Origin of the sequence: Agrobacterium sp. D14 (genome assembly GCF_001526505.1) — a bacterium.
GTDB classification, from domain to species: Bacteria; Pseudomonadota; Alphaproteobacteria; order Rhizobiales; family Rhizobiaceae; genus Agrobacterium; species Agrobacterium leguminum.
Genome location: NZ_ASXX01000006.1, coordinates 82,704 through 106,058 on the forward strand (window position 1 = coordinate 82,704; position 23,355 = coordinate 106,058).

Below are 23,355 nucleotides of genomic sequence, written 5' to 3' on the forward strand. Positions count from 1 at the left end.
CATTTTTTGTGACAAGTTTTTTCCATCTGTTGAAACAACCCTGCCAGGAGCCTGTGGCACCGGCTGGAAGGCCTCAAAACGTTACAAAAAAGCAATTGTGGCAGGAAATTTTCATCGAGCCGCACACCTCCCCTGCCCGCCGTCTCCAAATCTGCTAGGGGAACGGAATGACCGGCGGAAAGCCGGACACGGCACAAAGGACATTTCACCATGCTATCTCGCAGCGTAACGCTTGCAGCGTTTGCCATTGCGCTCTCGGCCTGCACCACTTCCACGGGCGGCTCCACTCCCTCTTTCACCCAGAAGAGCCCCGTTGAGACCCGCTGGGTCGGCCAGTCCGCAGGTATTTTCTTCGCAAAATTCGGCCCGCCGCTGAGCGATACGGAAACCGGCAGCTCCACCGTCTATAACTGGCGCGGCGGCTACAGAAAGGCCACCATTCCGGCCAGGTTCGAAGAAGGCAAGGATGGCAAGAAAGGTCGCCAGATCTCGCCCGCCCGCACCGCCTCGCTCTCCTGCACGGTGCAGCTTGTCGTTTCCAGCGATTACAAGATTACCGCGGTGCGCACGGTTTCCGACCGCCCCGGCATCAACGGCCCGAGCTATTGCGCGGAATTCCTCGCCGCAGACTGATCTTCGGCCACATGCCAGATGCAGCAAGGCCCGCCCGAACAGGCGGGCCTTTTCACTTTTTTGGGATTATTGTCATTTTTCTGAAAAAAATTTTGCCTATAGCCGCACCCTGCGACCCGTGACGCGCCGGAAACAGCGTCATATCCGCCTTTCCGCGATATCCCGCTCACAGAACCCTTTCAACCGTTTGAAAGCGTCGGCTAATCTTCGCCGTCATAAAAATGACGATCGGCAAAACCGCAAAATTGGCCGTTGCGACCATATGTCCCTGCAAAATCCCTGCAAAACTGCTTGAACTGGAGTGAAAGAGTCCGGGTTGTGCCGGTTTGCGCTTTGCTGTAACGGGGCGAACGGGAGGAATGTTTTTAACACAAAACAAGAATCAGGTATGGCCGTGACTCCCATCGATCAAGACAAATCCCAGCTCACTGATCTTTCCCAGGAAACCTCCCTTTCCAACGCATTTCCCATGAACCGCCGACAGGTTCTGGGCGGCGCGCTTGCCGGCATTGCCGCAGCGGCGCTGCCCTCCTCCCCGCTTCTCGCCAATACGGCCGCCAAGAAGGTCGACGTGCTTTTGATCGGCGGCGGCATCATGAGCGCGACGCTCGGTGTTTGGCTGCGCGAACTCGAGCCCACCTGGTCGATGCAGATGCTGGAGCGGCTGGATGGCGTGGCGCTTGAAAGCTCGAACGGCTGGAACAATGCCGGCACCGGCCATTCCGCTCTCGCCGAACTCAACTACACGCCGGAAGACGACAACGGCAACATTAAGATCACCCAGGCCGTCAACATCAACGAATCCTTCCAGATTTCCCGGCAGTTCTGGGCATGGCAGGTGCGCAACGGCGTTTTGAAGAACCCACGCTCCTTCATCAACCACACGCCGCATATGAGCTTCGTCTGGGGTGATGAGAACGTCGCCTATCTGGAAAAGCGCTATCAGGCGCTCAAAGCCAGCCCGCTTTTCGCCGGCATGGAATATTCCACCGATCCTGAGCAGATCAAGAAGTGGGTGCCGCTGATGATGGAAGGCCGCGATCCTTCCCAGAAGATCGGCGCGACATGGTCGCCGCTCGGCACCGACATGGAATTCGGCGAAATCACCCGGCAGTTCGTATCGCATCTGCAGGGCGACCAGAATTTCGACCTTCAGGTCAATAGCGAAGTCTCTGACATCCAGCGCAATGCCGATGGCAGCTGGCGCGTGACCTATACCAACACCAAGACCGATGCCGAACAGGTGGTGGATGCGAAATTCGTGTTCATCGGCGCCGGCGGCGGCGCGCTGCATCTGTTGCAGATGTCCGGCATTCCGGAAGCGGACGATTATGCCGGCTTCCCGGTGGGCGGCTCGTTCCTCATCAACGAAAATCCTGACGTGACGATGCAGCATCTGGCCAAGGCCTATGGCAAGGCCTCGGTCGGCTCGCCGCCCATGTCGGTTCCGCATCTCGATACACGCGTGCTGGGCGGCAAGCGTGTCATCCTGTTCGGACCTTTCGCCACCTTCTCCACCAAGTTCCTGAAGGAAGGCTCCTATTTCGATCTCGTCTCCTCCGTCACCACCAGCAATGCCTGGCCGATGGTGCGGGTGGGCATCGATGAATATCCGCTGGTGGAATATCTCGCCGGCCAGCTGATGATGTCGGATGACGACCGCTTTGCCGCGCTGAAGGAATATTTCCCGAATGCCAAGCAGGGCGAATGGCGCCTGTGGCAGGCCGGCCAGCGCGTGCAGATCATCAAGCGCGACGAAGAAAAGGGCGGCGTGCTGCGGCTCGGCACCGAAGTCGTCGCCGCCAAGGACGGCAGCATCGCCGGCCTGCTCGGCGCTTCGCCGGGCGCCTCCACCGCAGCGCCGATCATGCTCAGCGTTCTGGAAAAGGTCTTCAAGGACAAGGTGGCGACGCCTGAATGGCAGGCCAAGATTCGCCAGATCGTGCCGAGCTACGGCACGAAGCTCAATGACGACCCGGAAAAGGTGCAGCAGGAATGGGCTTACACCGCCGAACACCTGCAGCTGCCCACCCCGCCGCAGATCGACCTTGAGGCGCTGAAGGGTGCCGGTGCGGCGCCTGCGGGTGCGCCGGTGAAGAAGGTGCCGGATATCGCGCTTTAAGGCTTGGCCGCGATTTAGGATTGGACGCCGCGTGTCTCTGGATGCGCGGCGTTTTTGTTGGAGACGGCTTCTCCACCCGCACCGGCATCCTCCGGTGCATTACCACCAGGGCGTCGGAAAAATATCTCGCGCCAAAAACCAGTTGGTGGTAATAATTCCTACCAATATCCACGGAGAAATGAGATGGCCAACGTTGAAAAGATCAGCGTTTCGATGACGCCCCAGCACGCCGAAATCTTGCGTGATGCCGTGGAAAGCGGTGCTTATGCCAGCAGCAGCGAAGTCATTCGTGAAGCGATGCGAGACTGGTCGGCAAAATGGGTTCAGCGACGCGACGACATCGCCAAGCTGCGCGCATTGTGGGCTGAGGGCAAAGCCAGTGGCGGTTCAACCGAAGTGGATTTCGACGAGGCGCTCAATGAAGCGCGTGCAGAACTGGCCTCGTTGAAAAATCGTGACCACTAAGCTTGTCTGGACGCCCCGCGCACGCAGCGATGTGAAGAAAATCTATATCGATATCGGCAAATCACAGCCTATTGCCGCAGAGCGATATTTCGCTCGGTTCCGCGCCAAAGCGGAGCGCTTGGTCGACCATCCTCACCTCGGGGAGCGCCACCCGGAAATTTTTCCGTCCGCCCGTATGCTCGTTGAAGCACCTTATGTCATTCTCTACGAAACCGTGCCGGATACCGATGACGGCGAAATATATTCCGTGGAAATCGTTCGCGTGATCGATGGTCGCCGGGATCTGCGAACGTTGTTCTGACTTTGGGATAGATGGCTGGGGCGCCAGGATTCGAACCTGGGAATGCCGGTACCAAAAACCGGTGCCTTACCGCTTGGCGACGCCCCAACAGGGCAGCGAAGGCGAAACGCCGCTGCCTGAACCGCGCCTGATTAGCAAAGCCTGCCCGGCCCGGCAATGACCCGGCGACTTATTTTTTCACAAAATTCAAGCTTTTTGGGTGCCGTGGCGAAGTTCGCATGTTAGGGCTTGGCGATGGCGCGGTTGAGGCTGCGGCTCAAGCTGGCATGGCATTTTTCAGGAGGTCTCGATGGCGGACCCGGCATTCGATCTCGATTTCCAGCCGGCCTATGGCGAGGCGGTTCCCGTAGCCCCGCTGATCCAGCGCATCACCGTCAACAATCCTTCCGCCTTCACTTTCCATGGCACCAACTCCTATATTGTCGGCGACCGTTCCGTCGCCGTCATCGATCCCGGTCCGGAGGATGAGGCGCATTTTCAGGCGCTGATGGCGGCGCTGAAGGGCCGCGAGGTCACCCATATCTTCGTCAGCCATACGCACCGCGATCACTCGCCGCTTGCCCGCCGGCTGAAGGAGGCGACCGGGGCGCTGACGGTGGCGGAAGGTCCACACCGTGCCGCGCGCCCGCTGCACGTGGGCGAGACAAACCCCTTTGCCGAAAGTTCCGATACGGCTTTTGCACCCGATATCGCGCTTGGCGACGGCCAAAGCCTTTCCGGCGATGGGTGGCGGCTTACCGCGCTGCATACGCCGGGACACACGGCCAACCACGCCGCCTTCGCGCTTGATGGCAGCGGCATCGTCTTTTCCGCCGATCACGTCATGGCCTGGGCCACCACCATCGTCGCGCCGCCGGATGGGGCGATGAGCGATTACATGGCCTCGCTGGAACGGCTGCTCACCCGCGACGACCGGCTGTTCCTGCCCGGCCATGGCGGCCCGGTCACCGATCCCGCCGCCTTCATGCGGGGCTTGCGCGCCCACCGCCGTATGCGGGAAAAGGCGGTTCTGAAGCGTATCCGCGAAGGCGACCGGCTGATCGCCGACATGGTGAAGGTAATCTATGCCAGCACCGACAAGCGCCTGCATGGCGCAGCCGCACTTTCCGTGCTGGCGCATATCGAAGACCTGATCGAAAAGGGCGAGGTGCAGACGGATGGTGCGCCTTCGCTGCTGGGTGAGTATTTTCCGGCGTAGCGGATATTTTGGGCACGCGAGATTTCAGGGCGCGTTGCGACCTCACCTCTCACTCCAAGCCTCGATTGGATCGAGCGGGTGCCACTTGTTTCTTCTCCCCGAGGGGGAGAAGTCCGCGGCAGCGGGATGAGGGGGCAAGGATAAAGATATTCGGAGAGCGTGCCCCCTCATCCGACCCTTCGGGCCACCTTCTCCCCGTCGGGGAGAAGAAACAGGCGGCACCCGCTCGTCCCATCAAGACAACACGCAGCGACACATCAATTGTCGTTCAACCCCTGCATTTCCGCATCCAGCGCATCGAGATAGGCTTCGGCAATCGCAGCACCCATGCCGAGATCGTGCGGGCCGTAGCGGGAAGCGACGCGGACATCGACGATGGTGGTTTCAGCCTCTTCCTTGAGGCGGATGAGGATATCGAAACGCAGGCCCCAGATGCGCGTGCGCGTTTCGCCCTGCATCAGCACCACGCCGCTACCGTTAAAGAAGGTGGGCAACGGCGCGTCGGTCGGGCGGGCCATGGGCACCGGCACGATGGAGGGCAGATCCTCGACCGGCCCTTCTTCCGCAGGCTGCGTCCTGTCCTGCTCCGGAACGCCGACGGAGGGCGCATCTTCCGCCCCGATCACCCCCTTCGTGTGGACGATGCGGATATTCTGGGCGGTGGCCATTTTTTTGGCGGCGGCATAGATGCGGTCGATTGCGCCTTCATAACGGCGCCCCGCGAGGCTGGCATAGGCTTCGGCCTGCGCGTCGCGGTCGGCCTTGGTGATAGTCGCGGGCCGCACCAGCCATTGCTGATTGGCTGCGGGCGTCACCAGCCATTCCGGCACGTCGCTCAGATCGGTGGAAATGTCATAAATCTTCGGTTGTTGCCAATAAAGAAAAGCGCCGTAACCGACCGCGCCGAGCGGCAGGGCCGAAAGAAGCAGCGCCGCCAGCGCCGAAAGGCCGCCGCGCGCGCCCTTGGTCCACAGCCGCTGAAGCCCGATCAACGCCAGAAGCACGGCCGCGAAAGCGATGCCGGCGGCGATGATGATGAGACCGACGAGATCGGGCGTCGTCAGCGGCCCGAAACGATGAATGCCGGCGGCGATGAGAAACAGCACAAGCGCCGCAAGACCCAGATAGCGGGAAAGATAGGCTGCAACCGAAAAAGGCCGGACGAAACGCACAGTCATGAAAGCGGATATCCGTTAGATCGCATTGGCTAAAAAGCGTTGCACCCGAATTCTGGCAGGGAATCACCTGCATATGATGTCATAGACCGGATTTGCGGCGAGGAAAACAAAGGAGGAGGCGATCCCTACGCTAAAGCATGCGAACTTCTGCGTCATGCCGGTCCCCGGAACAAGCCCGAGGATGATCCGGTATCCAGCCATGCTGCGCCGTGAGGAATGAGTCTTTTGCGATCAAGGACTTGATCGCGCTGGACCCCGGATCAGGTCCGGGGTGACGGAATATCAGGCTATGACACTGCCAAACTGTAGGTTTTAGGACTCTGACGTCGAAGGCGACGAAGGAGCGGAATATTTTTCCGCATTGCCTCACCTAAAGAGAATTATTCCCCGACAACGCAATAAATACGCATGTTCATCCCTTAATTGCTGAGGAAATCGGCGTATTCTCGACGACCTCCCTCGAGAATGCGTGTAAAAAGTGCAACATTCTCGTTTTCTTGCACAATAAAGAGACATGTCATGTCACAGGCAACGACGTCCGCCGGCCCCTCCGGGCCCAAACCCTTTTATCGCAATTTCGGCTTTCAGGTTCTGATCGCCATGGTCATCGGCCTGCTGCTCGGGCTCGTTGCGCGCAACATCGGTCCCGATGCCGCCGGCAGCCCGAACTGGCTTTCGGTGACGCTGCAGACCATCGGCAGCATTTTCGTGCAGCTTTTGCGCGCGCTGGTTCCGCCGCTGATCTTCACGGCCATCGTCGCCTCCATCGCCAATCTCAAGAACCTCTCCAATGCGGCGAAGCTCGTCTGGCAGACACTTCTCTGGTTCGCCATCACCGCACTGATCGCCGTCGTCATCGGTATCGTGCTTGGCCTCGTCATTCAGCCCGGCGTCAACACGGCGATTGCCAATACGGCAGCGGCAGCGCCTTCTTCCACCGGTTCCTGGCTGGATTTCCTGAAGGGGCTGATCCCGGCCAACGTCTTCGGCCTCGAAGCGTCTACCAAGCTCAATAATGGCGCGGCCAGCACCTCGTTGAACTTCAACGTGCTGCAGCTGCTCGTGGTGTCGATCGCCTTCGGCGTCGCGGCGCTGAAAGCGGGCAAGGCGGCGGAGCCGTTCCTCGCCTTCAACCAGTCGCTGCTCGCCATCGTGCGGAAAATCCTGTGGTGGGTCATCCGCCTCACCCCCATCGGCACCATCGGCCTGCTCGGCCGCGCGGTCGATCAATATGGCTGGACGACGCTGTCGCAGCTCGGCTGGTATGCGGCGGCCGTTTATATCGGTCTGGCGCTGGTGCTCTTTGTGGTCTATCCGGCGCTGCTTCTCGCCCATGGCCTGAAGCCATCGCGCTTCTTTGCGGGCGCATGGCCGGCCATCCAGCTCGCCTTCGTGTCGCGTTCCTCCATCGGCACGCTGCCCGTCACCGAAACCGTGACGGAAAAGAGCCTCGGTGTGCCGCGCGAATATGCCGCCTTCTCCGTGCCGCTCGGCGCCACCACCAAGATGGACGGCTGCGCCGCGATCTATCCGGCGATTTCGGCGATCTTCATCGCGCAGTTCTTCCAGGTGCCGCTCGGCATCCAGGAATATGTGCTGATCGTCTTCGTCTCCGTGCTCGGTTCCGCCGCAACGGCAGGCCTCACGGGTGCCGTGGTAATGCTGACGCTAACACTTTCGACGCTCGGCCTGCCGCTGGAAGGTGTGGGCCTGCTGCTCGCCATCGACCCGATCCTCGACATGGGCCGCACGGCGGTCAACGTCGCCGGCCAGGCGCTGGTGCCCACCATCGTCGCCAAGCGCGAGGGCATTCTCGATGAGGCGGTCTATAACAACGCCAAGGATATCGACGCACTCGACGACCGGGAAGCAGCGCCGGCCTGACAGCGGCAATCGTGGGGCGTTTCCGCTGAAAAGGGAGACGCCCCATGCGGACCATTCCCGTTATTCCCTGATAGTTTGGGGTTGACGGCGATGATTTCATCGATAGCGATAGCGGCACGGGCAATAGCGCAATTTAGAGCGGAAACTGTGCATGGCGAAACGTAACTGGATCTATGTCGGCCTGCTCGCTTTCATCTCCCTCGGGCTTCTGATCGACGCGGCCGTCTGGCCTGCCGGGCCTCCAGCATCCTTTACCGCAAACGATCTGGTGCAGATGATCGGCATCATCACGCTATTTGCCTGGTGGCAGATAGCGGATGCCGAAAAGCGGGACCTCCGGCGCAGCTCCGCCGCCAAAATCACCACCGTTCTGCTCGCACCCATCGGGCTTGCGATTTATCTCTATCAAACCCGCCGCTGGACCCGCGCCACGCTCGGCCTCTTCGCATTTATCGGAGGCATCGTCCTCATCGCCATCCTCACGGTTCTGCTCGGCGACTGGCTCATTCAACAGGGTTTGTTCCCGCCGTCCTTTCTTCGCAATCCCTGAGCGAAATCAGGATGTTTGGTTTCAGAACCGGCGGAGGCTGCGAGATCTGCATCTCCGCTCCGGCGGATGTAACTTTCCGCGCCGAATGGGGTTCTCCCGGCATCGAAACAGGCTTATCAATCGTGGTCACAGCCGCCTCTCTTAGTACCGGTAACATCTGCTGCATTTAGCTGGAATGGAACGCGCCTTGGTAATGTTTCGAACGTCCGGCAGTCCCGGCAAATACGACCCGGCGCTTACCGTTCGGCGTATTCTCAAGGTCAATCACGCCGGTGAGTTTGGCGCTATTCGTATCTACGGCGCGCAGATATGGATGGCTCGCCGGCTGTTCCCGGACATCGTACCCGCTCTTCAGGAAATGCGGGAAGACGAGATCGATCATTGCCCCCGGTTTCGGAACGCCATGCCATCCAGAAACGCAAGGCCTTGTCGCGTAATGGCGTTTTGGAGCCTTGGGGGTCTCCTGCTCGGTTTTCTGACCGCGCTCGGCGGACGCAACATGGTCTGGATTTGCACCGAAGCCGTTGAAAGCACCGTTCACCGCCATCTGGAAGATCAATTGGCCTTCCTGCAAACGAGAGATCCCGAGCTTCATAGGCTTATCGCTTCGATTCAGGAACAGGAATTGGCTCATCTGCACGAGGCCGAGAAAAACCAGACGACGCGCGGTTTGGGCCATATGCTTCTGCTGCCGATTATCGGCTTTCTCACCGATCTGATGATCTGGCTCTCGACGTGGGGAGACTCAAGCTGGATGCGCGCTGAAATGGCGCGTTCCAGACAGTCCTGATGCCAAGGCTCAGGCAAGTGGATGCCGGTTCAGGGCTCGCATGACGGCGAAGAGGTTCGCCTGCCAAACGCAACTTTCCGCCTCTACGCGGCTTTTCCCCGTATCAAAACAGGCGTATCAATCGCGGCAATAAAAGTGCCGTACGGCTGTCATGTTCAAGGGAGAAACAAAATGCGCGTTTCCATCGTCTTCGGTGCGCTTGCCGCCATGCTGGCGCTCACCGCCTGCCAGACGCTGACGCCGGAAGAGCGTCGGGCGCGGGATGAGGCGACTTGCCGGGGTTACGGTTTCCGCCCTGGCACGGACCCGATGGCCGGTTGCCTTCTCGATCTGGAAATGGACCGCCGCGCCGACAACCGCGCCTGGCAGGCGCAGATGAACCGCGACATGTTCTACCGCCCCGTGGTGGTGGAGCGGCGCATCATCGTCCAACAGAACCCCTGACGGGAATGAAGGCGACATTGCTCGCCACCCTGCCCTCATCCCTCTTCGCCGCCAGCGTTGCCTGTGCCGCGGCCAGGCGTGCGATGGGCACGCGGAAGGGCGAGCAGGACACGTAGTCGAGATCGGCGTCCTCGCAGAAATGGATCGAGGCCGGGTCGCCGCCATGTTCGCCGCAGATGCCGAGCTTCAGCTCCGGCCGCGTCTGGCGGCCGCGTTCGGCGGCGATGCGGATCAACTCGCCCACGCCATCGAAATCGAGCGAGATGAACGGGTCGCGCTCGATGATGCCCTTGCGCTGATAGGTATTGATGAAACGCGCCGCATCGTCGCGGGAAATACCGAAGGTGGTCTGCGTCAGGTCGTTGGTGCCAAAGGAGAAAAATTCCGCCGCTTCCGCAATCACATGGGCGCGCAGTGCCGCGCGCGGCAGCTCGATCATGGTGCCGGTGAGATATTCGATCTCCATGCCGGTTTCCTGCGCCACCGCTGCGGCGACGCCGTCGATGACCTCGGTGACGTAATCCAGTTCCGCGCGCAGTCCGACCAGCGGCACCATGATTTCGGGCACGACCGGCGCGCCGGTGATGCGCGCCGCCGCAACGGCCGCTTCGAAAATGGCGCGTGCCTGCATTTCAGCTATTTCCGGATAGGAAATGGCGAGACGGCAGCCGCGATGGCCGAGCATGGGGTTGAATTCGTGCAGCGCATCCAGCCGCTGGCGGAACACCGTCTGCGGCATGCCCATGGCGGCCGCCACCTCGACGATCTCACCATCGGTCTTCGGCAGGAATTCGTGCAGTGGCGGGTCGAGCAGGCGGATCGTCACCGGCAGGCCGTGCATGATCTGGAAAAGTTCGGTGAAATCCGAGCGCTGCATCGGCAGAAGCTCATCGAGCGCCGCCCGCCTGCCCTTTTCGCTTTCGGCGAGGATCATCTCACGCATCACATGAATGCGGTCACCTTCGAAGAACATATGTTCGGTACGGCAGAGGCCAATGCCTTCCGCGCCGAAGGCGCGGGCAGCGCGGGCGTCGGCCGGGGTATCGGCATTGGTGCGCACGGTCATGCGGCGCAGGCTGTCGGCCCACTCCATCAGCTTGCCGAAATCGCCCGAGAGTTCCGGCTGCGTCATCGGCACCTCGCCCTTCAGGACGCGGCCGGAAGAACCGTCGATGGTGATGACATCGCCGCGCTTGAGCATACAGCCGACGCCGATCAGCACCTTGTTGCGCATGTCGACCCGCATGGAGCCGGCGCCGGTGACGCAGGGAATGCCCATGCCGCGCGCCACCACGGCGGCGTGGCTGGTCATGCCGCCGCGCGTGGTCAGAATGCCTTCGGCGGCGTGCATGCCATGAATATCTTCCGGGCTGGTTTCGATGCGCACCAGAATGACACGGCGGCCTTCGGCTTCCGCCGCAACCGCCTCTTCGGCGGTAAAGACGATTTCGCCCGTCGCCGCCCCCGGCGAAGCCGGCAGGCCGGAGCCGATAATGGGACGCGATGTGCCGGGATCGATGGTGGGGTGAAGCAACTGGTCGAGCGACGAGGGCTCGATGCGGCAGACGGCTTCCTCCTGCGAGATCAGCCCTTCCTCGACCATATCGACGGCGATCTTCATGGCCGCGCGGGTGGTGCGCTTGCCGGAACGGGTCTGCAGCATCCAGAGCTTGCCGCGCTCGATGGTGAATTCCAGATCCTGCATGTCGCGATAGTGGTTTTCCAGCCGCTTGCAGATCGCCAGAAATTCGCTGAACGCCTCCGGCATCAGCTTTTCCATCGAGGGCTTGTCGGAGCCGGAGGCCAGACGCGCGGCCTCGGTGATGGATTGCGGCGTGCGGATGCCCGCCACCACATCTTCGCCCTGAGCGTTGACGAGGAATTCGCCGTAAAGCTCCGCCTCACCCGTCGAAGGATTGCGGGTGAAGGCGACACCGGTTGCCGAGGACGAGCCGAGATTGCCGAAGACCATGGCCTGCACGTTGACCGCCGTGCCCCAGTCGCCCGGAATATTGTGCAGGTGCCGGTAGGTCACGGCGCGGTGGTTGGTCCAGCTGGCGAAGACGGCGCCGATTGCGCCCCAGAGCTGGACATGACAGTCCTGCGGAAAAGCTTCGTCCAGCTCATCCTCGATCAGCTTTTTATAAAGCGAAACGACATGCTGCCATTCGACCGCCGACATGTCGGTATCGTATTCGTGGCCGAGGCGGCCTTTTTCGTCCTCGAGAATTTCCTCGAACAATTCGTGGTCGAGGCCCATGACGACATCGGCATACATCTGGATGAAGCGGCGGTAGCTGTCCCAGGCAAAACGGGCGTCGCCCGCATCGTGGCCCAGCGCCTCGACGGTGCGGTCGTTGAGACCCAAGTTCAGCACGGTATCCATCATGCCGGGCATGGAGGCGCGCGCGCCGGAGCGGACGGAGATGAGCAGCGGCGAGTGGCTGCCGCCGAAGGTTTTGCCGGTCACGGTTTCCATGCCGTGCAGGCCGGCCATGACCTGCAGCTTCAGCTCTTCGGGAAGATCGCGGCCGTTCTTGTGATAAAGGGCGCAGGCATCGGTTATGATGGTGAGGCCGGGGGGAACGGGAAGGCCGAGACTTGCCATTTCGGCAAGGTTCGCGCCCTTGCCGCCCAATATCGCAACGTCACCTGCCCTGCCTTCGGCAGCACCGTTGCCGAAGGTATAAACCCACTTTTTCATTCCACGCTCTCCACCCAGAAGCGTTGTCATTTTTCTATCATCTACAGCATTGGCGGCACGTTGGAAACGCCGCAACGTGCAGTTTACATCGCAGTGCAGCATAATTGCGGCAAATTGCGCGCAAGAATTGCCGCAAAGGCCGAATAACGGCATGATTGACGCATTCGTGTAATGCGCTGAACTGGAGTGTTGCCTAAGCCATTCAAATCGCCGACAAAGAGATTATTCATGCAATTTACCCGCCGCCATACGCTTAAATTTGCCGGAATTTCCTGTGCCGCCAGCGCGCTTGCCGGGGCGCTCAGAGCCGAAGGCGCAGTGCCCGTCGCAGGCGCCGCCTCCGCCCTTCCCTTCGCGCTGACTACGCCGATGCATATCGGCCAGGCCGCGCTGCGCGTGCGCGATCTCGACCAGATGATCGAGTATTACCGTTCAGTGCTGGGCATGAACGAGGTGGAGCGCACGGCCAGAGGCGTGACGCTCGGCGTCGGCACCGTGCCGCTGCTCGATCTGGTGCACAAGCCGGCGGCGGATTTCGAAAGCCCCACCTCCGCCGGCCTGTTCCACATCGCCTACTTGATGCCCTCGCGCAAGGATCTGGCGCGCTGGCTGGTACATGCGGCGCTGAAACAGGTGCCGCTTACCGGTTTTGCCGATCACAATGTCAGCGAGGCGATCTATCTCAACGATCCCGAGGGCAACGGCATCGAGGTTTACAGCGACCGGCCGAAGGACACATGGGTCTGGAGCGGCCGCGTGGTGAAAATGGGCACCGAACCGCTCGATGTCGACGACCTGGTGAAGCTGACCGATACCAAAAGAAGCGACTACGAGGCTGCCCCGCCGGGAATGCGCATCGGGCATGTTCACCTGCGGGTCGGCGAAATCGCCGCCGCCCGCGCCTTTTACGAAACCGCCGTCGGCCTGCAACCGACGCAGGACGCGCGCTCCGATGCCTCGTTTCTCTCTTCCGGCGGGTATCATCATCATCTGGCGGTGAATACATGGAACAGCCGTGGCGCGAAGGAACGCAACGCCATGGAAACCGGTCTCGACTGGTTTTCCCTCACCGTTCGCAACCCCGATGATCTGGAGGCGCAGAAGACGCGGCTGCGGGCCGCCGGTTATGTGCTGGTGGAGATGGAGAATAACGTCGTGGAAGCGATAGACCCCTGGGGCACGCGGCTGCGGCTGGTGCCGGGGTGAGCAGGCGGTAGCGCTCCGCACCGCACGATTGACAGTTATGGCAGGCTCGGCGTTTACCGGGATTCGTAGTGTCCTCTCCTTCCGTCATTTCGACCTTGAGCCGGAATCAGATCGACGCGGCTCTCGCGCGACGGGAAGAGTCCTTTCAGCCCAAGGACTTGGGCTGGCTGGATACCGGCTCAAGGCCGGTATGACGGAGTAGTTTTGCGCCCCGGAAACGATTACCAGCCATACACCCACATCACCCTATGAACCCGGAAAAAGAAAGCCTTGCGAGGCCACGGCAGCGGCCTCGCAAGGCATTCCATCCGGTACAGGAAACCGGATGGTGGGGTCTGTGACGGGCCCTTTGGCCCTTGCGGAAAACATAGCAAAACACCGCGCGTTGTCGCTCACCCGAATGGGTGATACGGCCAGATAAATTCGCGATGGTGGGCGAAGGGAAAAAGAAACCTCAGACGGCTTCGCGCAACTGCTCGGCGGTCTGCAAATCCACGGATACGAGCTGCGAGACGCCCTGTTCGGCCATGGTGACGCCGAAGAGGCGGTTCATGCGCGCCATGGTGATGGGATTGTGGGTGATGATGACGAAGCGGGTTTCGGTGGAGGCCACCATCTCGTCCATCAGGTTGCAGTAACGCTCGACATTGTGGTCGTCGAGCGGCGCGTCCACCTCGTCCAGCACGCAGATGGGCGCGGGATTGGTGAGGAAGACCGCGAAGATCAGCGCCATGGCCGTCAGCGCCTGTTCGCCGCCGGAAAGCAGCGTCATGGTCTGCGGTTTCTTGCCCGGCGGGCGGGCGAGGATTTCCAGGCCCGCTTCCAGCGGATCGTCGGATTCGATCAGCTGCAATTCCGCCGTGCCGCCGCCGAAAAGATGGGTGAAAAGCCGCTGGAACTGCGAATTGACCACATCGAAAGCGGCGATCAGCCGTTCGCGGCCTTCGCGGTTGAGGTTCTGGATGCCGGCGCGCAGCTTGCGCACGGCGTCGATGATGTCGTCGCGTTCCTTGATCAGCGCTTCGAGCTTGGCGGAAAGCTCGGCCTGCTCTTCCTCGGCGCGCAGATTGACCGCGCCCAGCCGCTCGCGTTCGATCTTCAGCCGGTCGAGATCGCGCTCGACGTCGCGAATATCCGGCTTCGGCTGGTCCGGACCGAGGCCGGTCAGGCGGAACGCCATATGCGGCTCGGTATTCAGTGTTTCGCGGATGCGGTGTTCGGTTTCCTGCCGCTTTTCGCGGGCGGAAACCAGCCGTTCTTCGGCACGGCCGCGCTTTTCGCGGGCTTCGGCCAGTTCGGAAAGGGCCGTAGCCGCCACACGGTCGGCGGCGCGCTGCAGGTTCTCTGCCTCGGCCAGCCGGTCGGCGGCCTCGCGGCGAGCCTCTTCGGTCTTTTGCAATTCATTGAGCAGGCTGCGGCGTTTCTCGTCGAACTCCTCCGGCGCTATGTCCAGCTCGGCGATTTCCTCGCGCGCCTCTTCCTCGCGTTCGCGCAGCGTGGCGATGTGATCGGCCGCACTTGCCGCACGCGATTGCCAGGTGGAGCGCTCCTGCCCTATCGCCTGAATTCTGCGCTGACGGCTTTCCGCCTCGCGGCTCACGCCCTCATGGCGGGCACGGGCCTCCGCCAGAAGGCCGCGGTCGGTCGCGACTTCAAGCTGGCTTTCGCGCAGCCGCAGATCCAGCACGGAAAGATCGGGCGCGTCTTCCATTTCGATGCGGGCGTTCTCCTCCTGAACGGCGATCTCATCGATCTGCGCACCGATCTGGTTCAGTGCTTCGGACACGATATCGCGACGGCGCAGCAGATCGCCCGAGGCCTTTTCGGCGGCGGTGAGCGCCTCGCGCGCCTCGGCAAGATGGCGGGTCGCAAGCCGGCTTCTGTCGCGCACTTCCCAGAGCCGCAATTCGCTGCTGCGGATTTCTTCGGTTTTCGCGGCAAGCTGGTCTTCGGCCTCATCCAGAATGGAGCGGGCCTCATCCAGTTCTGTCTCGATTTCAGCAAGGCGGTTCTTCTGCGACAGGCGAAGCGCTGCGGCACCCGGCGCATCGGCGCTGGCAATGTGACCGTCCCAACGAAACAGCGCGCCTTCGCGCGTCCCAGCCGCTGTCCGGCCTTCAAACGCGGCAGCAGGCGCAGGGCTTCCGCCGTGTTTGCGACGACGCCGATCTGCGCCAAAGCGCGGCGCAGGGCTTCCGGCGCCTGCGCATAATCCAGAAGCGGTTTCGCGCCCTGAGGCAAGGCGGGATCATCAGCGCCATCGCCATTTCCGGCCCAATAGGCGGGCGCGGCGGGATCGAGCGGGCTTTCGAGATCGTCACCGAGGGCGGCACCCAATGCCGCCTCGAAACCGCGCTCCACCGTCATTTCTTCGGCCACCGGCGTAAAGCTGCCATTGGCGGCGGCGCTGGAGGCAAGAATCTTGGTGATGGTGCGTGCTTCCGTATCGAGCGCGTTCAGTCGGTTCCGCGCCGTTTCCAGCGGCGCGCGCGCCAGCGCTTCGGCGGAACGCGCCTCGGCGACGGCGGCTTCGGCTTCCTCCACCACGATCAGGGCATCCTCGACCGCGATCTCCGCCGCCTCGACCGCTTCGCGCCGTTCGGACGGGTCGGGAAGGCCGGAGAGTTTTTCGTCGATGGCATCGATCTCGGCGGATGCCTCCTGCGATTGCCGCTCCAGCCTCAGCTTACGGTCGGAAAGATCGCGGATCGCCCGCTCCAGTTGCTGGCGGGCGGCGGATGCCTCGGCCCGTTCGGCAGTAATCGCGGTGAAGATGGCTTCGCTTTCCGCCAGCTTGACAGCGGCGGCTTCGAAGGCGTCGCGCATCTCTTCCGCATGGCGGCCGGAATCGGAGAGGATTTCCAGAAGTTCGGCCTCTTCTTCATCGAGCCGTGCGAGTATCTGGGCATTATCGGAGACCAGCCGTTCCTCGCGGACGATATCCTCGCCAAGCTGCGACAGGCGGCGGGCAAGCTCGTCGCGGCGGCGCAGCAGGCGGTTCGCTTCGTCATCCAGCTGGGTGCGGGCAATTTGCAGGCGTTGCAGGGCGGCGGCGACTTTCGCCTCGTCCTCGCGCAGCTCCGGCAGCTTCAGGCTGGCGATACCCTGCTGCTTGGCCGCCTCCATCTGCGCCTGCGCCTTTTCAGCGACGATGTTGGTCGCCTGATTGAGCGCGCTTTCCGCCTCGCCTTCGGCTTCCTTCGCCTCGACCCAGCGAATATGCAGAAGGGTCGCCTCGCGGGCGCGAATATCGGCGGACAGCATCTTGAAACGGTTGGCCTGCCGCGCCTGGCGTTTCAGGCTTTCGATCTGGCTTTCCAGCTGGGCGGTGACGTCTTCCAGCCGCTCCAGATTGGTCTCGGCGGCGCGCAGGCGAAGCTCGGCCTCGTGGCGGCGGGAATGCAGGCCGGAAATGCCGGCCGCCTCTTCCAGCAGCTGGCGGCGGGCCTGCGGTTTGGCATTGATGAGTTCACCGATACGGCCCTGCCCCACCATGGAGGGCGAGCGCGCGCCGGTGGAGGCGTCCGCAAACAGAAGCTGCACATCCTTGGCGCGGGCTTCCTTGCCGTTGATGCGGTAAACGGAGCCGTTTTCGCGCTCGATGCGGCGTGTGACCTGAATTTCATCGGCATCGTTGAAGGCGGCGGGCGCGGTGCGGTCGGAATTGTCGAGATAAAGGCCGACTTCGGCGGTGTTGCGGGCCGGGCGATTGCCGGAACCGGAGAAGATGACGTCATCCATGCCGGAGGCGCGCATGTTCTTGTAGGAATTCTCGCCCATCACCCAGCGCAGCGCTTCGACCAGATTGGACTTGCCGCAGCCGTTCGGCCCGACGACACCGGTAAGCCCCGGCTCGATGATGAATTCGGAAGGCTCGACGAAAGACTTGAAACCGACGAGACGGAGCTTGTTGAACTTCATGCCGTCACGCCCCGGCAAGAATATGGGCAATAAAAAACGGGCGTGCGGAAATATCCGCCGCCCGTTTCTTTCAGGGTCCGGCGATCAGAGCAGCTTGTCGATGACAGCCGACATGGTTTCAACCGACATGTCTCCCGCATATTTCTTGCCGTTGATGATGAAAGTCGGCGTGGAGTTGACGCCGAATTCCGTCGCACCGCGTTGCATGGTTGCGTTCACATCATCCAGAAGTTTCTGGTTCGTCAAGCAGGCCTCGAAAGACTCCTGTGAGAAACCGGCCATTTTCGACATTTGCAGCAGGGCGGCGCGCGCATCCTGCGCAACTGCCCAGCTCTGCTGCTGCTTGAACAGCATGGAAACGAAGGGGAAATACTGACCTTCCGGTGCGCAGCGCGCCAGCATGAAGGCGGCAGCGGCGCGCGGATCGAACGGGAATTCGCGCAGCACGAAATAGACCTTGCCGGTATCAATGTATTTCTTCTTGATCTCTTCGAAGGTCTTGTTGTGGAAGTTGGCGCAGTGCGGGCAGGTCATCGACATGTATTCGACGATTTTGACGGGTGCGTTGGCATCGCCGAGCGCGGCTTCCGGCAGCGGGCCGGGCTTCATCACCGCAGCCATATCCACATCGCCGGTGGATTCAGGCAATTCCTGTGCCTCGGCGATACCGGGCGTGAAGGCAAACGGCAGGGCCGTGGCAACGGCAGCGAGAGCAACGCCGCCGAGAAGGCCGCGTCTGGTAATATTCAATTCGGAAATCGGCATGGAAACACCCGTGTTGATTTGAAACTGCCTGATGCGCAATTCGCTAACCCGATACCACCAGCACCGGCAGCGCGACAAGCGGGCTCTGGAACTTCCTTGTCAAAGAATCGTGACTTCGAGAAGGCGAAAACGCAAAAACAACGAAGAGAAACAAGCCCTGAATACAGAGGGTGCGGGCAATGGTCGCAGCGAGCGCCCCTTATGACCTCAACGCGATAGACCAAACTGGATTTCGATATTGTGATAAGACGAGCCGTGCCCGTTCCAGCCGTGATAAATTTCACGGCTCTCACCCGAGAAATGGTGGCGAGACATTTCTATCTCCGCAACCAGCGGGGCATATCCTTTGGTGAATAACGATCTCAGTGATCCTTGATGCACCCTGCTTGCAACGATGATTGGTTCGAGATGATGCAGCTCGATTGTCTCATCCCACTGCACGGGTTTTCTTATCGGGCGGCATATCTCCCAGTCGAACAGGGTTTTGCTATCTCTTGGCAGGTTGTGGGAAATGAAAATCCAAGGCCCATCGGTTTCCAGGCGGTGCTCGGCGAGCTGCCTGTCTATGATTGCCGAATATTCGGCAGCAGCCTGTCTGACATCGGGTATCCGCAGGCGTTGACCAAAACGCACAACCCACATTTCTGGTGTTTCCTTGATTTCCATCGGCATACTCCTTTGAGCCATGGAGTAATTCGGAAATCGTCGGCCAACAAATTGAAATCGAGAATGAAATTCTATTTACCGCGCAATCAGAAGCCGCCTCTGAAATTTCTTCCTATTTCAAACTTCGTTGCGGTGGCTTTTTCTGCAATACCGCCGTGCCCAGCCTCTCCACCGCCTTGCGCAGCGCCTCGCTCTCGATGCCGTCCATCATGTCATCGAGACGTTTTGCCGCATCGCCGCGCAGGGGTTGCGGTTTGCGCCGGCGGTTGACGGTTTGGGACACCGGTTTCTGCACGATCCTGATCTGGCGCACCGCCGGAAAGCCGAAAAAGCCGTTGATGCGGGCAATCAGTTCGCCCTGCGCATGGGTGAGAAACAGGGCGCGCGCGCCTTCGCAGGCAATCGTCAGCACGCCCGGCTGATAACCGCCGCGATCCGGCCCCTCGTCGCGGCGCGGCCAGGTGATCTTTTCCGGCCGGGTGCAATCGGCGAAGTCGTCGCCGGCGATCTCGTCCCAGGAGCCGAGCAGCGCCGTGTTGATGCCCGCCCGTTTGGACAGCACGGGGTCCATGATGCCATTGGCGACTTCGGCGATCTGCACGACGCCTTTGCGGAATGAATCTGCGGGTTTCTTCATGCTCTCCTCGACAGAGGCCAAGCGGCCTCAAGCGGTCGCGCCATCGTCATCTTCTTCTCCACGCAACAATGCGCGGAATCGTCGCCAGTCCCGGCAGGCACCCAAGCGTATCATTCCCGCCACCAAACATCCAAAGAGGAAATAGGCCCCAGCCAAAAACTTCAGATGCGATATTCCCGGCTTATCCGACATAACGGCAATCACCAACATGCAGGTGAGCACGATGGAGAGGTATATCCACAGGCCATGGCAGAAAATCGCCCAGAAACCGGATTCGATAATTCGAAAGCGGCGCGAGGGCTTGCCTCTCATCTTCTCCAGTTCACGGACTTCGCCGATCAGGCGGGAAACCACAAAGGCCACGCTGTTCTGACGCCCGAAACACAGACGGCCAATATGGTTCAGCAACCACCCTATCAGGCACAGTGCCAGCAAAACTCCGATAGTGTACTGGAGTGGCGGGGGTATCATTTCCAGCAGCGCGTTTGGCATGGGTTCGTTCCTCCTGAATCGAATGGAGGAATTCTATGTCAGGGCGCTCATTGCGGGATACGGTTTTCCACGCCGTCGCAACGGGTATCCTGTTGCAGATTGCCGTGCCGTGTCTATGTTCAGCGGCGATGAACACACATACGCGGCAACACATATCACATCCGACGGCGGAACAACTTCTCGCATGGTACGACCGGCACCATCGCGAACTGCCATGGCGCACGTCTCCCGCCATGGCGGCACGGGGAAAACGCGCCGATCCCTATCACGTCTGGCTGTCGGAGGTCATGTTGCAGCAGACGACGGTGCAGGCGGTTAAACCCTATTTCCTGAAGTTTCTCACCGCCTGGCCAAGCGTCAGCGATCTGGCCGCGGCACCGGTCGAAGATGTCATGGCGGCCTGGGCGGGGCTCGGTTATTATGCTCGCGCCCGCAACCTTAAAAAATGCGCCGAAGCCGTGGCGCGCGAGCATGGCGGCACCTTTCCGGACAGCGAAGAAGGCCTGAAGCAACTGCCCGGCATCGGCGATTATACCGCCGCCGCCGTGGCAGCCATCGCATTCAACCGGCAGGCGGCGGTGATGGACGGCAATGTGGAGCGTGTCATCTCCCGCCTATTTTCAATAGATGCCCCCCTGCCCGGCTCAAAGCCCGCCATGAAAGCGAAGGTGGCCGAGCTTACCCCTTCCGACCGGCCCGGCGATTTTGCCCAGGCGATGATGGATCTCGGCGCGACGATCTGCACGCCGAAACGGCCGGCCTGCGCGCTCTGTCCGTTCAACGGCCACTGTCTTGCGCTTGCCCATGACGAGCCGGAGCGTTTTCCGGTCAAGGCGGCGAAGAAGGCAAAGCCCGTGAGGCTCGGGGCCGCCTTCGTGGCGGTGAATGCGAGCGGCGAAATCCTGCTTCGCCGGCGCATCGAAAGCGGGCTTCTCGGCGGCATGACCGAGGTGCCGACAACGGCATGGACCGCCCGCATGGACGGCGGCACGGAGGCGAGCCATGCGCCCTTTGCCGCCGGCTGGCAGGCGGCGGGCGTCATCGTGCATGTCTTCACCCATTTCGAACTGCGGCTCACGGTCTACCGCGCGCAGGTGCCAGACGGCCTTAAAGCCGGCCCGGATGACGGATGGTGGGAGCCGGTTACAAATCTTGACGCGCAGGCGCTGCCAACGGTGATGAAAAAAGTCATCGCCCAAGCTATTCCATCCGCATTCGACGAAAGCAGGAAATTTCGATGACCAAGATTGAGCATATCGTATTCGACATCGGCAAGGTGCTGATCCATTACGATCCGCATATTCCCTATAGCCGTCTCATTCCCGATGCCGATGAGCGCAAATGGTTCTTCGAGAATGTCTGCACCCATGACTGGAACCTCGAACAGGATCGCGGACGCCGCTGGGAAGATGCCGAAGCGCTGCTGGTGGAGCAGTTTCCGGAGCGGGAAGAGCACATCCGTTCCTTCCGCAAGTTCTGGCACGAGATGGTCTCGCATTCCTATGACGACAGCGTCGCGATCATGGTTGCGCTGATCGACAGCGGCCATGACGTGACGATGCTGACCAACTTCGCCTCCGACACCTTCCGCGAGGCGCAGAAAATGTTCCCCTTCCTCACTTTGCCACGCGGCGTTACCGTTTCCGGCGATGTGAAGCTGTTGAAGCCCGATGTGGCGATCTACGATCTGCACGCCAGGGAATTCGGCCTCAATCCGGCCGCCAGCCTCTTCATCGACGATACGCTTGTGAATGTCGAAGGCGCGAAGAAAGCAGGCTGGCAGGCCGTGCACTTCACCGGCGCGGAGAAACTGAAGCAGGATCTGCGGGGTTTTGGGGTGGACGTCTAATAAACTTCCACATCAGGAAAAGAAATTGGCGCAGGCGGAAATGGCGGTCTCCGGCCTGCGCCAGTCCTGCCGCAAGCGGCATCGGACGCAATGTTTTTGTGATTTTTCCGAACCGGATTTTCACAACCACTGCTCTGATTTGAGACAGTATTGCCGATCTCTTGCGCGAAACTTGTCTTGCTAAAATAGGATACTCGAAAATACCAACGCCCGACACCGAAGTGCCGGGCGTTGGTCGTTCTCCATCCGGGACTGAAGGTACTAAACCGGGCGGAGACATAGGCTGACAAGGGCGGGCGGTGGATCGTTGCGTCTAAGCCTTTTGGGCTTTGACTATTCGGCCTTTGCCAGTTCACTGCGGATGATCGCTCTCAGATCGTCGATCGGCTTCAGCGTGTCGCCGTCTTCGAAATGCCAGAACGTCCATCCGTTGCATGCGTCGAGACCCTGCACCTTCGCGCCGAGGCGGTGAATGGAGCCGGCGGTCCCGGCGGATGCGAGAGTACCATCGGCACGAATAATGGCGCTATAACGGCGTCTTGCATCGGTCAGCACCTGACCCGGGCGGACGAGGCCGCTTTCCACCAGCGTGTTGAAGGCAACGCGAGGTTCGGCCTTCTTGCCGGTCATCACGGTCAGTTCCGCCTTGCCGAGCGGCTCGACGGCGGCGATGCGGGCGGATGCCGCATCGATATAATCCTGTTCGCGCTCGATGCCGACGAAGTGACGGCCGAGACGTTTTGCAACGGCACCCGTGGTGCCGGAGCCGAAGAACGGGTCGAGCACGATATCGCCCGGCTTGGTGGAGGCCATGATGATGCGCGCCAGCAGCGCTTCCGGCTTCTGGGTCGGATGCACCTTCTTGCCGTCGTCGCCCTTCAGTCGCTCGTTGCCGCTGCAGATCGGGAACAGCCAGTCGGAGCGCATCTGCACATCGTCGTTGGAGGCCTTCAGCGCATCGTAGTTGAAGGTGTAGTTCTTGGCTTTCGGATCGCGGCTGGCCCAGATCATCGTCTCATGCGCGTTCTGGAACCGGCGGCCCTTGAAGTTCGGCATGGGGTTGGTCTTGCGCCATACGATGTCGTTCAGGATCCAGAAATCGAGGTTCTGGAGCATGGAGCCGACGCGGAAGATATTGTGGTAGGAACCGATGACCCAGATCGTGCCGTTCGGCTTCAGGACGCGGCGGCAGGCGAGCAGCCAGGCACGGGTGAAGGCGTCATAGGCGTCGAAGGAGGCGAACTGGTCCCATTCGTCATCGACGGCATCGACCAGCGACTGATCGGGACGGTGCAGCGTGCCGCCAAGCTGGAGATTATAGGGTGGATCGGCGAAAATCGCATCGACCGACTGGCTCGGGAGGGCATCCAAGGCAGCGACACAATCACCTTTGATGATGCTGTCTTTCCAGGCGTCGCTCTCGCCCGCACGATCAAAACCGGCACGCCGAAAATCGGCCAGCGGAAAAACTGCTGCCATTGGTACTCGCTCCATACGCTTACTCTCTACTGATGCTTATGGTTACCGAAGATGGTTATCAAAGCCTGAAC

General features: G+C 60.9%; 19 protein-coding genes, 1 tRNA gene and 1 pseudogene. 12 read left to right on the forward strand and 9 right to left on the reverse strand.

What is annotated here, in order from left to right:
- Positions 1 to 210: 210 nt before the first annotated feature.
- The 4 genes from L901_RS05030 (at position 211) to L901_RS05045 (ending at position 3,521) form a co-directional block, all read left to right on the forward strand.
- A complete protein-coding gene (locus tag L901_RS05030; RefSeq protein WP_003520473.1) occupies positions 211 to 633 on the forward strand; it encodes a hypothetical protein in 423 nt (140 codons plus the stop codon).
- 388 nt (positions 634 to 1,021) lie between these two features.
- On the forward strand, positions 1,022 to 2,755 hold the full coding sequence (gene mqo / locus L901_RS05035; protein ID WP_059754053.1) for a malate dehydrogenase (quinone): 1,734 nt from the start codon (positions 1,022 to 1,024) through the stop codon (positions 2,753 to 2,755).
- Between the two features lie 183 nt (positions 2,756 to 2,938).
- Complete coding sequence (locus L901_RS05040) at positions 2,939 to 3,220, forward strand: type II toxin-antitoxin system ParD family antitoxin (protein WP_035259884.1); 282 nt, start codon at positions 2,939 to 2,941, stop codon at positions 3,218 to 3,220.
- Complete coding sequence (locus tag L901_RS05045) at positions 3,210 to 3,521, forward strand: type II toxin-antitoxin system RelE/ParE family toxin (RefSeq protein WP_059754055.1); 312 nt, start codon at positions 3,210 to 3,212, stop codon at positions 3,519 to 3,521. The genes L901_RS05040 and L901_RS05045 overlap by 11 nt, the downstream gene beginning before the upstream one ends.
- A 12-nt stretch (positions 3,522 to 3,533) precedes the next feature.
- On the opposite strand, the gene L901_RS05050 is transcribed toward L901_RS05045, so the two are convergent.
- Positions 3,534 to 3,608, reverse strand: a tRNA-Gln gene (locus L901_RS05050).
- Between the two features lie 202 nt (positions 3,609 to 3,810).
- Here L901_RS05050 and L901_RS05055 point away from each other — a divergent pair.
- Positions 3,811 to 4,719 (forward strand): MBL fold metallo-hydrolase, encoded by a 909-nt coding sequence (locus L901_RS05055; RefSeq protein WP_059754058.1) that lies wholly within the window; start codon positions 3,811 to 3,813, stop codon positions 4,717 to 4,719.
- Between the two features lie 257 nt (positions 4,720 to 4,976).
- On the opposite strand, the gene L901_RS05060 is transcribed toward L901_RS05055, so the two are convergent.
- The gene (locus L901_RS05060; RefSeq protein ID WP_059754059.1) at positions 4,977 to 5,897 is read right to left on the reverse strand and encodes a DUF1499 domain-containing protein; all 921 of its coding nucleotides are present in this window, start codon (positions 5,895 to 5,897) and stop codon (positions 4,977 to 4,979) included.
- A 519-nt stretch (positions 5,898 to 6,416) separates the two neighbouring features.
- Here L901_RS05060 and L901_RS05065 point away from each other — a divergent pair.
- From L901_RS05065 to L901_RS05080, 4 genes are all read left to right on the forward strand, one after another.
- Complete coding sequence (locus L901_RS05065; RefSeq protein WP_059754062.1) at positions 6,417 to 7,781, forward strand: dicarboxylate/amino acid:cation symporter; 1,365 nt, start codon at positions 6,417 to 6,419, stop codon at positions 7,779 to 7,781.
- Between the two features lie 151 nt (positions 7,782 to 7,932).
- Entirely contained in the window at positions 7,933 to 8,331 is a 399-nt protein-coding gene (locus tag L901_RS05070) for a hypothetical protein (protein WP_059754066.1), read from the forward strand.
- A 193-nt stretch (positions 8,332 to 8,524) separates the two neighbouring features.
- Positions 8,525 to 9,121 (forward strand): demethoxyubiquinone hydroxylase family protein, encoded by a 597-nt coding sequence (locus L901_RS05075; protein WP_059754068.1) that lies wholly within the window; start codon positions 8,525 to 8,527, stop codon positions 9,119 to 9,121.
- Between the two features lie 171 nt (positions 9,122 to 9,292).
- Positions 9,293 to 9,565 (forward strand): hypothetical protein, encoded by a 273-nt coding sequence (locus tag L901_RS05080; RefSeq protein WP_035260597.1) that lies wholly within the window; start codon positions 9,293 to 9,295, stop codon positions 9,563 to 9,565.
- On the opposite strand, the gene ppdK is transcribed toward L901_RS05080, so the two are convergent.
- Positions 9,543 to 12,269, reverse strand: a complete 2,727-nt coding sequence (gene ppdK, locus L901_RS05085) for a pyruvate, phosphate dikinase (RefSeq protein ID WP_059754071.1) — start codon at positions 12,267 to 12,269, stop codon at positions 9,543 to 9,545. The genes L901_RS05080 and ppdK overlap by 23 nt on opposite strands.
- Positions 12,270 to 12,497: 228 nt before the next feature.
- Between ppdK and L901_RS05090 the strand changes: the two genes are divergently transcribed.
- Positions 12,498 to 13,475 (forward strand): VOC family protein, encoded by a 978-nt coding sequence (locus tag L901_RS05090; RefSeq protein ID WP_059754085.1) that lies wholly within the window; start codon positions 12,498 to 12,500, stop codon positions 13,473 to 13,475.
- A 454-nt stretch (positions 13,476 to 13,929) separates the two neighbouring features.
- On the opposite strand, the pseudogene L901_RS05095 reads toward L901_RS05090, so the two are convergent.
- The 5 genes and pseudogenes from L901_RS05095 to L901_RS05115 all read right to left on the reverse strand — a co-directional run bounded on the left by L901_RS05095 (position 13,930) and on the right by L901_RS05115 (position 19,956).
- A pseudogene (locus L901_RS05095) lies at positions 13,930 to 17,396 on the reverse strand (chromosome segregation SMC family protein).
- An 84-nt stretch (positions 17,397 to 17,480) separates the two neighbouring features.
- Positions 17,481 to 18,161, reverse strand: coding sequence for a DsbA family protein (locus L901_RS05100; protein ID WP_059754089.1), 681 nt, complete (start codon positions 18,159 to 18,161; stop codon positions 17,481 to 17,483).
- A gap of 207 nt (positions 18,162 to 18,368) precedes the next feature.
- On the reverse strand, positions 18,369 to 18,827 hold the full coding sequence (locus L901_RS05105) for a hypothetical protein (protein WP_059754138.1): 459 nt from the start codon (positions 18,825 to 18,827) through the stop codon (positions 18,369 to 18,371).
- 112 nt (positions 18,828 to 18,939) lie between these two features.
- Complete coding sequence (locus L901_RS05110) at positions 18,940 to 19,464, reverse strand: DUF721 domain-containing protein (RefSeq protein ID WP_059754141.1); 525 nt, start codon at positions 19,462 to 19,464, stop codon at positions 18,940 to 18,942.
- 27 nt (positions 19,465 to 19,491) lie between these two features.
- Positions 19,492 to 19,956 (reverse strand): hypothetical protein, encoded by a 465-nt coding sequence (locus tag L901_RS05115; RefSeq protein ID WP_059754091.1) that lies wholly within the window; start codon positions 19,954 to 19,956, stop codon positions 19,492 to 19,494.
- A 128-nt stretch (positions 19,957 to 20,084) separates the two neighbouring features.
- Here L901_RS05115 and mutY point away from each other — a divergent pair, with 128 nt between their 5' ends.
- Both mutY and L901_RS05125 read left to right on the forward strand, forming a co-directional pair.
- Positions 20,085 to 21,197, forward strand: coding sequence for an A/G-specific adenine glycosylase (gene mutY, locus L901_RS05120; RefSeq protein ID WP_059754092.1), 1,113 nt, complete (start codon positions 20,085 to 20,087; stop codon positions 21,195 to 21,197).
- Positions 21,194 to 21,805 (forward strand): HAD family phosphatase, encoded by a 612-nt coding sequence (locus L901_RS05125; RefSeq protein ID WP_059754095.1) that lies wholly within the window; start codon positions 21,194 to 21,196, stop codon positions 21,803 to 21,805. The genes mutY and L901_RS05125 overlap by 4 nt, the downstream gene beginning before the upstream one ends.
- Before the next feature lie 333 nt (positions 21,806 to 22,138).
- Here the strand turns inward: L901_RS05125 and L901_RS05130 are convergent, their stop codons facing one another.
- Positions 22,139 to 23,284 (reverse strand): site-specific DNA-methyltransferase, encoded by a 1,146-nt coding sequence (locus tag L901_RS05130; protein WP_059754097.1) that lies wholly within the window; start codon positions 23,282 to 23,284, stop codon positions 22,139 to 22,141.
- Positions 23,285 to 23,355 lie beyond the last annotated feature (71 nt).

Excerpts from the sequence above, each read along its gene's own strand:
- L901_RS05030 (WP_003520473.1), top strand. The coding sequence starts at position 211 with ATGCTATCTCGCAGCGTAACGCTTGCAGCGTTTGCCATTGCGCTCTCG.
- mqo (WP_059754053.1), top strand. The coding sequence starts at position 1,022 with ATGGCCGTGACTCCCATCGATCAAGACAAATCCCAGCTCACTGATCTT.
- L901_RS05040 (WP_035259884.1), top strand. The coding sequence starts at position 2,939 with ATGGCCAACGTTGAAAAGATCAGCGTTTCGATGACGCCCCAGCACGCC.
- L901_RS05055 (WP_059754058.1), top strand. The coding sequence starts at position 3,811 with ATGGCGGACCCGGCATTCGATCTCGATTTCCAGCCGGCCTATGGCGAG.
- L901_RS05060 (WP_059754059.1), bottom strand. The coding sequence starts at position 5,897 with ATGACTGTGCGTTTCGTCCGGCCTTTTTCGGTTGCAGCCTATCTTTCC.
- L901_RS05065 (WP_059754062.1), top strand. The coding sequence starts at position 6,417 with ATGTCACAGGCAACGACGTCCGCCGGCCCCTCCGGGCCCAAACCCTTT.
- L901_RS05070 (WP_059754066.1), top strand. The coding sequence starts at position 7,933 with ATGGCGAAACGTAACTGGATCTATGTCGGCCTGCTCGCTTTCATCTCC.
- L901_RS05075 (WP_059754068.1), top strand. The coding sequence starts at position 8,525 with ATGTTTCGAACGTCCGGCAGTCCCGGCAAATACGACCCGGCGCTTACC.
- L901_RS05080 (WP_035260597.1), top strand. The coding sequence starts at position 9,293 with ATGCGCGTTTCCATCGTCTTCGGTGCGCTTGCCGCCATGCTGGCGCTC.
- ppdK (WP_059754071.1), bottom strand. The coding sequence starts at position 12,269 with ATGAAAAAGTGGGTTTATACCTTCGGCAACGGTGCTGCCGAAGGCAGG.
- L901_RS05090 (WP_059754085.1), top strand. The coding sequence starts at position 12,498 with ATGCAATTTACCCGCCGCCATACGCTTAAATTTGCCGGAATTTCCTGT.
- L901_RS05100 (WP_059754089.1), bottom strand. The coding sequence starts at position 18,161 with ATGCCGATTTCCGAATTGAATATTACCAGACGCGGCCTTCTCGGCGGC.
- L901_RS05105 (WP_059754138.1), bottom strand. The coding sequence starts at position 18,827 with ATGGAAATCAAGGAAACACCAGAAATGTGGGTTGTGCGTTTTGGTCAA.
- L901_RS05110 (WP_059754141.1), bottom strand. The coding sequence starts at position 19,464 with ATGAAGAAACCCGCAGATTCATTCCGCAAAGGCGTCGTGCAGATCGCC.
- L901_RS05115 (WP_059754091.1), bottom strand. The coding sequence starts at position 19,956 with ATGCCAAACGCGCTGCTGGAAATGATACCCCCGCCACTCCAGTACACT.
- mutY (WP_059754092.1), top strand. The coding sequence starts at position 20,085 with ATGAACACACATACGCGGCAACACATATCACATCCGACGGCGGAACAA.
- L901_RS05125 (WP_059754095.1), top strand. The coding sequence starts at position 21,194 with ATGACCAAGATTGAGCATATCGTATTCGACATCGGCAAGGTGCTGATC.
- L901_RS05130 (WP_059754097.1), bottom strand. The coding sequence starts at position 23,284 with ATGGCAGCAGTTTTTCCGCTGGCCGATTTTCGGCGTGCCGGTTTTGAT.